We start from the raw sequence: 12,069 nt of genomic DNA, 5'->3' as shown, positions 1-12,069 counted from the left end.
AAAGGAGAAAGGAATAAAGGAGAAAAGTACCAAATAATATCCAATAGCTCCCCTGCCCCGCCATCCCTGACCCCGGCAGGGGTCGAACTTGAATAACCCCGGATGGAGGATGCACCGCATCCGGAATCCGGGGCTACTCCCAACAGCACATGCACCGCATCCGGAATCCGGGGCTACTCCCAACAGCACATGCACCGCATCCGCAATCCGGGGCTACTCCCAACAGCACATGCACCGCACCCGCAATCCGGGGCTACTCCCAACAGCACATGCACCGCATCCCGAATCCGGGGCTACTCCCAACAGCACATGCACCGCATCCGCAATCCGGGGCTACTCCCAACAGCACATGCACCGCATCCCCAATCCGGGGCTACTCCCAACAGCACATGCACCGCATCCGCAATCCGGGAGCGTTCCCGCAGAAAATGAGAAGCACTAAAAAACGCGGATTGGAAATTTTTTCGGGGCCGATAACCATTTTTTTACCGCATCATTCACTGGGTGTTTAGCCAGTGATTATGCCACATTACAGCCCGCGCCGAGTGATTGGGGCCGTGGTTTGGAATCATGTTTTGCGCCTGGAAGTGCGTGGGTGGACGAACAAACTTTTGGGAGGCGGTGTACTAGCGGAGCACTCCGGTGCGTTAATCACCTCGTCCGGACAAACATTCCCGGTCACATTTCGGCGGCCAGCGGTTGTTGCACCAACTCAGCGGTCGCCATCACTAAACCAACGCCACCATGGCAACCATTCCAAGCAATCCTGGTTCTTCCTCCAATTTCACCCCTTCTCCGGCTCCCCAGCCCAACCGTACGCCCCTGCTGGCCGGTGCCATCGCCGTCCTGTTGCTGATTCTTGCGGGACTCGGCATCGGCTACGCCAACCGCGGTGCGGAAAACGCCGAATTGCAGTCCGATCTCGTCGAGATGGAGCAATTCAAAGCCACTGCTGAAAAGCAGTACTACGAGAGCCTAGCCGAGCTCGAAGAAATGCGCGGCAGCAACGAAGAGCTCAACGCGATGATTGATCAGCAGAAAGAAGAGCTCCGCACGCAGAAAGACAAGATCGAAAGCCTTACCCGCGATAGCCGCAATCTCTCCGCAGCCCGACGCGAACTGGCCGATCTGAAGTCAAAGACCCAAGGCTACCTGGCCCAGTTGGAAGAACTCCGCCTGGCCAACGAAGCCCTCACCGAAGACAATGGTCGTCTGACCAGCGAGCGCGATCTGCTCAGCAGTGACCTCCAGGTAAGCCGCCAGCAAAACGAAAGCCTCAACAGCGAACGTGCCGTACTGGTCAGTGAGCGCGAACAACTCGCCTCTACCAACCAGGAACTGAGCCGTAAGGTATCCATCGCCAGTGCCATCAAAACCAATAACGTTACCGTAGTTGGCCAGAAGGAACGTGGCAACGGCAAGTGGACCGATCGCAACAGCGCCAAAAACGTTGATCGCCTCTACATCTGCTTCAACAGCCTCGATAACGGCGTTGCCAACACCGGCGACGAAAGCTTCCAGATCCGCATCATCAACCCCAGCGGCGAGACGATCCAGATCGACTCCGAAGGCAGCGGCATCCTGACGAGCAGTGCCACGGGCGATCGCATCCCCTACACGACCTCCATCAGCTTCAACTTCGACGGTAGTGCCGCCTCCCACTGCGCCGCATGGGCCGTGCCCAACCAGCAGTACCCCGAAGGCGTATATACCGCTGAATTGTACAACAAGGGCTTCTTCGTAGGAAGTGGCCAGGTAGAACTCAAATAAGCACCGCCCCCTTACGCCCCCGTAAGCATAAACCCTTAAACAGCGGGGCCGTAGACGAAAGTCTGCGGCCCCGCTTTACATTTGCCCCTCCTGGCACCATCCAAAAAATCATCCCCACCGTGTCTTCCCTCCAGCAACAAAGCGCCGAGCTCCTGTCCCAGGCCCTTGAATTGCCGACCGACCGGCTCGGGCAGCTCGACGAAGCCGCCCTGTTGCAGCACCTGGCCGATGCCATCGACTACTGGATGCAACACCGCATGGAGCAGCTCATGAGCCTCTGCTATACCCTCGACGTAAACGAGGCCGCCGTAGCCGAAGTCTTCCACCCCGCCGCCCCCGAACCGGCCAACCTGGGCCTCGCCCGCCTCCTCTACGCCCGCCAACTCCGCCGGCTCACCACCAAAGCAACGTACAAAACCGAACCCCTCGACGATGCGGATGCCTGGTAGAAAATTCTGGTTGCCTCTGCTCCTCCTCGGAGCCTATTTCCTGGGCAAAACCTGGTACCTGAGCCCGTCCCAGGACGCCGAAGCACCGGCGGCCGAATTCACTGCCGTGCGGGCCGATGGGCTTTCTTTTTCCCTCTCCGACCTCCGGGGTGGCTACGTTTTACTCGATTTTTGGGGCAGCTGGTGTGGTCCGTGCCGACGCGAAAGCCCCGCCCTGCGGCAACTCAACGCCAGCACGGCCGGGCAGCTCACCATCGTCTCCATCGCCATCGAGCAAGACAGCAGTGCGTGGAAAAGGGCGCGGACGCAGGATGCAAGGGATTGGCCCTTCCAGGTGATGGACTACACCCCCAGCTTCCGCTTTCTGGACGGCAACGTTGCCGCCCGCTACGGCGTCAGGCAAGTACCGACCAATTTTCTCATTGATCCCAACGGCACCGTCATCGGCGTCAACGTCCCCCTCTCCGCCATCGCCGGACGGATCACTGGCCAAAGCAACAGCGAATGAGAGACGACATTGACCCCCGCTTCGAGTATGCCGAGGCCCTCTCCGGCCCCATCCCCGATTATTTGCTGGCCGTGGAACGCCAGGCCTTCCTCAAAACCATGGCTCCGCAGATGCTCAGCGGGCCACTCCAGGGCAGAGTCCTGGCCCTGCTCAGCAAGTTCCTCCGCCCCCAGACCATCCTGGAAATCGGAACCTTCACCGGCTACTCCGCCCTCTGTCTGGCCGAGGGACTCGCCCCCGGCGGCCACCTCCACACCGTCGAGGGCAACGCCGAAAGCGCCTACCTGGCCCGGCAAAACTTCGCCACTTCGCCCTTCGCCGACCGCATCACCCTCCACCTCGGGCAAGCGCCCGCGATCCTGGACCAACTCCCCACCGCCTTCGACCTCATTTTTCTGGACGGAGACAAGCGCGGTTACCCCGCCTACTACGAACGGCTCATTGGCACCCTGCGCCCCGGCGGCTTGCTGTTGGCCGACAATGTGCTCTGGGACGGCAAAGTCCACACCCCCGGCCAGACCGATCCCGACCTGGAAGCCCTGCGCCACTACAACCAGCTCATTGCCGATGATCCCCGTCTGGAGGTCGTCGTACTACCCCTGCGCGACGGCTTATCCATCGCCCGGCGGGTGTAGCGCCCAAGAAAATCCTCCTTTACTGCGCCAACTCAGCGGTAGCCTCCTTCGGCAAACCTTCGATGCCGTTCACGGTCGTGTACTTGAAGCTGAGTTTTTTATCGGGGTAGATGTAGCTGAAGGCAGATTGCACGGCCATCGTTCCTTCGTGGAAACCGCAGAGGATGAGCTTGAGCTTACCGGGGTAGGTGTTGATGTCTCCGATGGCGTAGATGCCGTCGACGCCCGTGCTGTAATCGCGGGTATCGACCACGATGGCGTTCTTATCGATCTGGAGGCCCCACTCGGCAATGGGTCCCAGTTTGGGGGCCAGGCCGAAGAGGGGGATGAAGTCGTCTACGGCAATATCGGTTTCGGTGTCTTCGATTTTTACCGTCAGGGCCGTCACTTTTCCTTCGCCTTTGATGCCGCGAACTTCGGCGTTGGTGACCAGCTTAATGCGTCCGGCTTCGGCCAGCTCCATCACCTTCTCTACGCTATCGAGGGCACCCCGGAAGGAGTCGCGGCGGTGGACTAGGATGACTTCGCTGGCCACGTCGGCCAGGAAGATGGTCCAGTCGAGGGCCGAATCGCCGCCACCGGCCAGCAGCACGCGGCGGTTGCGGTACACCTCGGGGTCGCGGATGACGTAGGCTACGCCCCGGTCTTCGTAGTCGTTGATGTTGGGGATGGGGGGCTTGCGGGGTTCAAAACAGCCCAGTCCGCCGGCAATCATGATCACCGGTGCCTGGTGGACGGTACCTTTGGAGGTAGTAATCTGGTACATCTTCTCCCCTACTTTCTCGATGGTTTCGGCCCGCTCGCCCAGGGTGAAGCCAGGGTTGAAGGGCGCAATTTGTTCCATGAGGTTATCCACCAGCTCGCCAGCCAGCACGCTGGGGTAGCCTGGGATGTCGTAGATCGGTTTTTTGGGGTAGATCTCCGTCAACTGCCCGCCGGGCTGCCCCAGGCTATCGATCAGGTGGCAGCGCAACTTAAGCAATCCGGCTTCAAAAACGGTGAAGAGGCCAACGGGGCCCGCGCCAATGATCAGGATGTCGGTTTGAATCATTTTTCTTTTCAATTTGGGAGTAAACGCGATCGGAAAACAACAATTAGAATATTAAAAAACCCTCCGCCCGGTAAAAAGGTGGGCAACAACGGTCATTTTTAGGACAGTTGAGCAGGTGTGAAGAAGTGCCTACGACAAGTGCAGGCCACATTCGTCCTTGTCTTTGCCCGCCCAGCGGCCTGCCCTACCCTGTCCCGGGCGGGTACAGTGGTGGCAGCCGATGGAGCCGTAGCCCAGGTCTTCGAGTGGGTGCCGGGGCAGTTTGTCTTTTTCCAGGTGGTAAAGAAACTCGCCCTCGGTGATGTCGATCAGCGGGTGAAAGTGGATAAGCCCGTCCACCTGTTCAAAGATGCGCATGGCCGCGCGGTTCATCGTTTGGTAGCTGTGTACGCCCGACATCCACACGGTGTGGGCTTCCTTGACGGCCTTCAGGGGCAGTACCTTATTGTAGTGGCAGCAGCGGCTGGGCTGTGCGTCCCACATGGCGGTGTCCAGCGTCTGCTGGTGGCGCGCGGGGTCGGGGTGGATGTCGACCACTTCCAGGCCCGTCAGGCGGCTCAGTGTATCCCGGTATTCGAGGGTCTCCGGGAAGTGGTAGCCAGTGTTGAGCATGTGCACCTTCTGGGACGGATTGGCCCGGCTGACGAAGGTGAGCATCACTACGGATTTGGTGCCGAAGCTGCTCGTAAAGAGCACTTCTTCAACCGGAAAGTATTCGTAAAGACGGTGGAAGCGCGCTTCAAAGTCGAGGGCACCGAATTCGGCGTTAAGGGCTTCGAGGTCTGCTTTGATGATGGTTTTCATAACGAGGGGGTGGCTTCCGGCGCGGAGGGAGGAAGCAATGATTATGTATTTTTTTCGGTGCCTGGCGCGGATGGTCCCACCCACCCCCCCGAAGGGAGGAGTTCCCCCCGCCCCCCCGAAGGGGAGAGTGAGGACGAGGGAGCGGAGTTCGTCCGGGCCGCCGCTTCCACCAGGCATTCTCCGGCGGGGCATTGGCAGGCCGCGCCGGTGTGGGTTGCGGAGAGCAGGCTGTTGGTCACGGCGTTGAGCTGCCGGACTTTCGCTTCAAAGTCACCCGTAAGACGGTCCCTGAACGTTTTCAGGTTGTCGAGCAGGCTGGTGGTTTCCAACTCGGGCAGCTCTGCCTCCAGCCATTGCCGGAAGCGTTTGGCAAAGGTGGGGCTTTGGCCGTTGGTACTGATGGCAATCTTCAGCGGCCCCCGGGTGACGATGCTGCCCAGGTAGAAGTCGCAAAGGTCGGGCGTATCGGCGATATTGGCCAAACGGCGGGCGGATTTGGCGGCGGTGTGGACGGCGAGGTTGACGTCTTTGAAGTTGGTGGCGGCCACTACGAGGTCGGCCATCTCCACATCCTCCCGCCGAAAGGCACGGGCCAGCCAGGTGACGCTTCCGCCCGCCGCCGTGGTCCAGTAGCCCGCCAGCGCAGGGTCTTCGGCGGCGGCGGGGGGAACCTGGCTCCCCTGTCCTTCCCCCTGCACCTGCGACCGCGCAAGATGCCCCTCATCTTGCGTGGTCACGACGAGCGATAGCGGATCTCGGGACCGCGCCCCCGCTCCGTGCTGCTCCTCCAACAGGCTTTTGAGCTCCTCCCCCATCCACGGGGCGACAATCACTACGCGGGCGTTAGGACTGGACTTGAGGATAAAGCTCAGCTTTTCCTCGCCCACCGCGCCGGCCCCTACGACGAGGAGCTGAAGGCGATCCAGACGAAAAAAGGCGGGATAGAGCGGGTTGTTCATCGGGCGTTTGCTTTTTGTCGACGGGGACTGGCCTGGGCCACGGAAGCGAGGACGCGCCGCTGAAAGGCGGGGTGCTGGCAAACGGTCTGGCCGAGGACGATGATGCCCGGGCCGGCGTCGCGCTCGCGGAGTACGCGGGGGGCGATGTCGTCGGCAGTGCCTACCCAGACGCGTTCGTTGGGGCAGCTGCCGTTCTGGATGACCATCGCGGGCAGGTTTCCTTTGCCTTCGGCTTCCCAGAGGGCGCAGATTTCGGCGAGGCGGCCGAGGCCCATCAGGATGATGACGGTGGCGCTGGTGCGGGGAGCCAGCAGGAGGTCTTCGCTCAAACCGCCGTCGCGGGTATGCGCCGTAAGCACCCAGAAGCTATCGGCGTACCCCCGGCTGGTGGGTGCCACCCCCTGCAAAGCCGGCAGGCTGATGCAACTGCTGATGCCGGGAATGACCCGCACGGCAATGCCACGGGCTTCGGCGTGGGCCTTTTCCTCCTGCCCGCGCCCGAAAACGAAGGGGTCGCCGCCTTTGAGGCGGACGGCGTGGCCGTATTCCAGCGCGGCGGTCACCAGCATTTCGTTGATTTCCTCCTGCTTCATGGCGTGACAGCCGGCGCGTTTGCCCACGAAGATGCGCTGGCAGTGCGGTGGCGTTTCTTCCAGCAGTTCAGTGGAAATAAGCGCGTCGTAGAGCACTACGTCGGCCGTTTGCAGGGCTTTCAGTCCGGCGCGGGTGATCAGGTCGGGGTCTCCGGGACCGGCGCCAACGAGGCTGATGGTGGGAAGTGGCATGGGATTGATATTGGGCAGGAGAGGATGAGCGTCAGGCCTTGTAGTATTCGCCGATGACGACCTTGCTGAGTTGGGCTTCGCGCGTCTGGATGGTTTTGGAGACGAAGGCGCGGGCGGCGGCCAGGTATTCGGTGGCGAACTCGGGCGTGGCCGGTTGCTTGTTGATGCGCAAGACCAAGTCGGGGAAGGGCATGGCTTCGGGGAAGCGGTCGCCGAAGTGGGCAGCGAAATCGTTGAGGATGCCGATGTGGGTATTGCACTTCAGGTCCTCGGCCAGCAGGAGGGCTTTGGCGGCGGTGATGAAGGCAGAGTAGGCGTGGTAGACGGCGTCGGCCCAGGCTTCGCCCTCGACGGAGCGGCCGGCGGCAATGACCTTGTTAGAGGCGTCGTTGAGGATGGCCCCGACCACGTCGAGGCTCACCCCGGCGCATTCCCCGACGCCAATTTCCTGGCGGTAGTCGTGGTCCTGGCCCCAGTCGAAAAATTCTTCGTCGGTAATTTCGGTCGTGTCCCCCAGCGGTTTGAGGAGGTCGTAGAAGTAGCGTTTGCCCTGGCGCAGGGCGTAGTCGTTGTAGTATTCGCCGTCGTTGGCGTGGGTTTGGTAGTCGGCAAAGAGGTCGCGGACCACCTGGGGAATGCGGCGGGTGGGCACTTTGATGATTTTCTCCGCCACGAAGCCGCGGCCATCGGGGGCCACGCCGCCGCCCACTACGACCTGCATGGCCGGGGCGATGCGCTGCCCTACGCGGATGCTGGAGCCGTGGAAGCCGATGTTGGCGGCCATGTGCTGGCCACAACCGTTCATGCAGCCGCTGATCTTGATGCGGATGTCGTTTTCGGTCACCAGTTCGGGGAATTCATCGCGGACGAGCGCTTCGAGTTCCTGGGCCAGGCCGGTGGAGTTGGTGACGCCCAGGGCGCAGGTATCGGTGCCGGGGCAGGCGGTGATGTCGGCCGTAGTATCGTACCCGGGCAGGCCGAGGTTGAGGGCGTACAGACCGTTGAAAAGGTGTGGCAGGGCCGTGGGGGGCACGTAGCGCAGCACCAGGCCCTGTTGGACGCTGAGGCGGACGTCGTCGCTGGCAAATTCCTTGATCAGCCCGGCCAACAGGCGGGTCTGCTCGGCTTCCAGGTTACCGAGGGGGACGCGGATGGCCACGGCCCGGTAGCCACCCTGCTTTTGTTCGAGGACGTTGGTCTTGAGCCATTCGGCGTAGAGGCCGGGGTGGAGGGGTTCGGCGGGCGGGAAATTATCGGCGGGCACCTGGCCGAGGCGGGGGACGATGCTTTCGTCGATGGGGTAAGTCTGGTGGGCAACGGCGGCCATTTCGGCCTCGACGAGTTCCAGGAGCCGCTCCAGGCCAAGGTCAGCCAGCAGGTACTTCAGGCGGGCTTTCATGCGTTTTTCGCGCTCCCCGTAGCGGTCGAATACCCGGAGCGTTGCTTCCATGAAGGGGATGATCTTATCGGCGGGCAAAAACTCGTAGGCGGTGGGCGCAATCATGGCCACGGCCCCGAGCCCGCCGCCCAAAACGACCTTGAAGCCTTTCTCGCCGTTGCGGATGCGGGGGATGAAGCCAAAGTCATGGAAGTAAGTAAAAGCGCTGTCTTTCTCGCTGGAAGAAAAGGCGGGCTTGATTTTGCGGCCCATTTCCTGGCAGATGGGGTTGCGCAGGAAGTAGGCAAAGGCGGCGTAGACGTAGGGGCTCACGTCGAAGGGCTCATCGGGGTCAACGCCGGCCAGCGGACTGGCGGTAAGGTTGCGCACGGTATTGCCACAGGCTTCGCGGGCGGTCATGCCGGCCTCGCTGAGGGCTTGCCAGATGGCGGGGCTGTCGTTGAGTTTGACGTAGTGCAGCTGGATGTTCTGCCGGGTGGTGATGTGGAGCCGGCCGTTGGTGAAACGCTCGGAAATGTCGGCCAGCGCAATCAACTGATCCGGGGTGAGGTGGCCGAAGGGGATTTTGGTCCGGAACATGTGTACCCCGATCTGCCGCTGCCCGTACACGCCCCGGGTGAGGCGGTAGTGCTTAAAGCGGTCTTCGTCTTCCTGCCCGCGCTGGTAGGCGTAGATGCGGCTGGTGAGTTCCTGAATATCGGCCCGGTCGGGGGCATTCAGGTGGTCTAGCGAGGTCGGTTGCGTGGTAGTCATGCCCGAAATTACCCGGCCCGGCCCACTTAGTTTAGCGAAAAACATGAACAAAACAACATATAAATGAACGTCGCGGCAAAACAACTTATTGATTTTTAGTTTGTTACGAAACTATGAAACATGCATTTATTCAAACCTTAACATATCTTTATTTTATTAAATTGTATTTTTGGGCGCGGTCGCAGGTGCGGTGGAAGGGTACCGGAGAGCTGGGTGAGGCCCTTCCCTGCTTCGTTGTACTTTCCCTGGCACCTGCGGTCGCGCCCAAGTCACGGTAAGCGAAAAAGCTCCCGAACAAAATTTTTTCTCCTCCCGCAAACTCCGCACAAAAGCACAGCGAAGGCAGGAGAAGCGCCACAGAATTTGCCTCCCTGGGCGTTAAGACTGCGTTAAAGCGGGCTACCGAAAAGATTTTTCTTGTGTATGTAAAAATCTAGTGCTTATCTTTGGGCTCGTTACCGCAGGATGCGGACAATCATCATCCCCTCATTTTTTAAAGCGACACTCCTATAGTTTAAACGTCTACACTAACCATCAAGCCGGAATTGTACGGCTTCCTTCGGGAATAATCCCAAACTGTTGAAACACGTTAGTCATGGACGTTAAGTCGCTGAATGATCACGAATTGATCACCCAATACCTTGCCGGAGAAGATCGGGCGTTCGAGGAGCTCCTCGGCCGTCACCAACAAAAGATCTACACCAGCATCTACCTTTTCACCAAGGATCACAGCCAGGCGGAAGACATCTTTCAGGAAGTCTTCATCAAGATCATTGATACGCTCCGCCGGGGCAAGTACAACCACGAGGGTAAGTTCCTGCAGTGGGCGATGCGCATCAGCTACAACATGTGTGTGGATTCGTTCCGCCGCCACAAGCGCCGCCCCCAGGTTGGCCAGACGGAGACGTTCAACATTTTCGACGTGCTGCAAAGCCCCGAGCGCAACGCCGAGCAAGGCATGATCCGCAGCCAGACCCACGACCGGATCCGCAGCCTGGTTGACGCCCTGCCCCCCGAACAGCGGGAGGTGGTCATCCTGCGCCACTACGCCGACATGAGCTTCAAAGAAATTGCCAAGCTTACGCGCGTCTCCATCAACACGGCCCTGGGCCGGATGCGCTACGCACTGATCAACATGCGCAAGATGATTGATGAGAAGCAGATTGTGCTGCAGTAAATTGTCTTTTCCTTTATCCTGAATTTTCGAGCGTCGGTTGCACCCAGCGCTCGAAAAGACACAGCCCCATCCGGTCTCGAAAGGACTGGGTGGGGCTGTAGTTTTTGGGTTTCAAGCCGGATCCGGACCTCCGGTCCGGCTGGATTTTTTAGCCCATGGAGTTACATGGAGTGAGGCATGGAGTTACTTGGAGTGAGGGCAAAACTTGAGGAAAAGACCTTCCCCGTACGTACCGCAGGCCGGAACCGAGTCAATTCATTATCAGGAGTGTGCTTAAAACTTCAGGCCAAGCCCTACGCTGAAGTTTACCGTAACAACCTTTTGGCTTAGACTTTGATTCGTCGAAAAGGGAATGTCGTTGATGGATACCTCAACATTGGAGAACTCTGGCGTCGCTGTGAAATAATCAAGGTTAGTAATTAAAGCGATTTTGTTCCCTAAGTTAAAGGTGAAACCTCCTCCGTAGAGGCGCCCGAACGCTGATGCATTTTCGCTACTCTGCTCAACAATGAAGGTCCCGGCGGGCCCCGTTACGGTCGCTTCTACGTTAGGCGAACTTACCCCGACAATACCGGCCATTACCCGTGCGTGAAAACTTATTTTATCCGAGAAGGCTACCGAGCCAAACGCACCCAACAGTGCTGTGCGCATGCCCCAACGGCCACCTTCCGTATCAAAAGAAATACCTGGTTCCTGAAGGACGTCAGAAAAGAGGGCTTCTTCATCCACGGGATTTAGCTGGCTGCGCACCATGGCAGTTACCCCATATTGTCCTTTGCCTATCCTGTAGACCAAGGAAAGATCCACCATTGCCCCCAACAATGGTCTGTAGAGGTTTTCATGCCCTTTGGAAGTTGCGAAGCCCGAAATTACTGAAGTGTTGCTGGAGATTTCGAATTAAGTCCTCATCAAGGTCCAGTCGACACAAGGATAATATTCGTTGTGCTTGGAATTCATTCATGTGACGTTGTTTTACATCGGCGATAGAGAAAGCCCTAACAGGTTGCCCCGGGACTTGTAAATGGTAAGCTGCTTTGGCTAGCGAGCCAACAGTCATCGCCACATTGAAGTGGAAATCGTTTTTCTGCCAAGAGTAGGCTTGGCAGTGCTCCAAGCCCAGTTCTTGCTTCGCGTCGCGAAATAGAAATTCTTGTTGAAATCGACATTGGTAAGCATGAAGAACTTCACCACCGTTGAGATTGGTGTCAGTTGACATATAAAGTCGATGGCCATTTACCTGGCCTTCACTGTCTAGATCATGGACAACGACCAATACGACTTGACATTTAAGCGCTTCTACATTTACAATTGCCTCGTACGCAATCCATTTTCTATCTTCGTCGATAGCACAAGGCGTAAAGACATCCTCTCTGAGGTTGCGAACAGCTACGTAGCCGTCAAACTGCCGTGGTTTCCCCCGTCGCTTTTCTCGTGGGCCGCGATAAAGATAACGGATTTTAGCGTCTTTTCTTAAACGAGTAATCACATCGAAACCGTTCATAACCATTTGATCTACAAAAGGTTGTCGAGAAAAATAGGCATCTACCGCTATGTATTTTGATATTGACTGCAAGCGGTCTTTTCGGGCAATGATAGTCGAACCATAATACTCCAATAGTGTCTCGCTTTCGTGACGGTCAACGGTTTGTACCATGTCTAAATGCAAAGCTGCCTTGTTTTGTAAGTCGACGGCAGCTAGTCCGCTGGCCTCCATACCCCACTTGGGTTTTCCGTCGCTACCGCTGTAGTAATAGTCCACTCCGTCAGTATACTTACCAC

Annotated in this window: 12 protein-coding genes; 5 read left to right on the top strand and 7 right to left on the bottom strand. The window is 58.5% G+C overall.

Annotated elements, in window-relative coordinates; translation table 11 throughout:
* Positions 1–744: 744 nt before the first annotated feature.
* The 4 genes from H9S92_RS11815 (at position 745) to H9S92_RS11800 (ending at position 3,362) form a co-directional block, all read left to right on the top strand.
* Positions 745–1,770, top strand: coding sequence for a hypothetical protein (locus tag H9S92_RS11815; RefSeq protein ID WP_187466926.1), 1,026 nt, complete (start codon positions 745–747; stop codon positions 1,768–1,770).
* Positions 1,771–1,889: 119 nt separating this feature from the next.
* Positions 1,890–2,219 (top strand): hypothetical protein, encoded by a 330-nt coding sequence (locus H9S92_RS11810; RefSeq protein ID WP_187466925.1) that lies wholly within the window; start codon positions 1,890–1,892, stop codon positions 2,217–2,219.
* A 10-nt stretch (positions 2,220–2,229) separates the two neighbouring features.
* Complete coding sequence (locus H9S92_RS11805; protein WP_187466924.1) at positions 2,230–2,727, top strand: TlpA family protein disulfide reductase; 498 nt, start codon at positions 2,230–2,232, stop codon at positions 2,725–2,727.
* Positions 2,724–3,362 carry an O-methyltransferase gene (locus H9S92_RS11800; protein ID WP_187466923.1) on the top strand — a complete coding sequence of 213 codons (639 nt, stop codon included), beginning with the start codon at positions 2,724–2,726 and terminating at the stop codon, positions 3,360–3,362. Before H9S92_RS11805 ends, H9S92_RS11800 begins: the two co-directional genes overlap by 4 nt.
* 19 nt (positions 3,363–3,381) lie before the next feature.
* On the opposite strand, the gene H9S92_RS11795 is transcribed toward H9S92_RS11800, so the two are convergent.
* The 5 genes from H9S92_RS11795 to H9S92_RS11775 form a co-directional block, all read right to left on the bottom strand.
* Positions 3,382–4,413: an NAD(P)/FAD-dependent oxidoreductase gene (locus tag H9S92_RS11795; protein WP_187466922.1), complete on the bottom strand. Its 1,032-nt coding sequence runs from the start codon at positions 4,411–4,413 to the stop codon at positions 3,382–3,384.
* Between the two features lie 129 nt (positions 4,414–4,542).
* Complete coding sequence (locus tag H9S92_RS11790; protein ID WP_187466921.1) at positions 4,543–5,217, bottom strand: phosphoadenylyl-sulfate reductase; 675 nt, start codon at positions 5,215–5,217, stop codon at positions 4,543–4,545.
* A gap of 41 nt (positions 5,218–5,258) precedes the next feature.
* The gene (locus tag H9S92_RS11785) at positions 5,259–6,176 is read right to left on the bottom strand and encodes a precorrin-2 dehydrogenase/sirohydrochlorin ferrochelatase family protein (protein ID WP_187466920.1); all 918 of its coding nucleotides are present in this window, start codon (positions 6,174–6,176) and stop codon (positions 5,259–5,261) included.
* Positions 6,173–6,961 (bottom strand): uroporphyrinogen-III C-methyltransferase, encoded by a 789-nt coding sequence (cobA, locus tag H9S92_RS11780; RefSeq protein WP_187466919.1) that lies wholly within the window; start codon positions 6,959–6,961, stop codon positions 6,173–6,175. Before cobA ends, H9S92_RS11785 begins: the two co-directional genes overlap by 4 nt.
* Positions 6,962–6,992: 31 nt before the next feature.
* Positions 6,993–9,113: a nitrite/sulfite reductase gene (locus H9S92_RS11775; protein ID WP_187466918.1), complete on the bottom strand. Its 2,121-nt coding sequence runs from the start codon at positions 9,111–9,113 to the stop codon at positions 6,993–6,995.
* A 595-nt stretch (positions 9,114–9,708) separates the two neighbouring features.
* On the opposite strand from H9S92_RS11775, the gene H9S92_RS11770 reads away from it, so the two are divergent.
* Positions 9,709–10,290, top strand: a complete 582-nt coding sequence (locus tag H9S92_RS11770; RefSeq protein ID WP_187466917.1) for a sigma-70 family RNA polymerase sigma factor — start codon at positions 9,709–9,711, stop codon at positions 10,288–10,290.
* 273 nt (positions 10,291–10,563) lie between these two features.
* On the opposite strand, the gene H9S92_RS11765 is transcribed toward H9S92_RS11770, so the two are convergent.
* Positions 10,564–11,100, bottom strand: coding sequence for a hypothetical protein (locus tag H9S92_RS11765; RefSeq protein ID WP_187466916.1), 537 nt, complete (start codon positions 11,098–11,100; stop codon positions 10,564–10,566).
* Positions 11,101–11,128: 28 nt separating this feature from the next.
* Positions 11,129–12,069, bottom strand: a 941-nt coding sequence (locus tag H9S92_RS11760; protein WP_222936065.1) for a transposase, incomplete at its 5' end; no start/stop codon positions are given.

The sequence above is a fragment of the Neolewinella lacunae genome, assembly GCF_014349155.1.
In the GTDB taxonomy this organism is placed as follows: domain Bacteria; phylum Bacteroidota; class Bacteroidia; order Chitinophagales; family Saprospiraceae; genus Neolewinella; species Neolewinella lacunae.
This window is presented reverse-complemented; position numbering and strand designations above follow the sequence as displayed.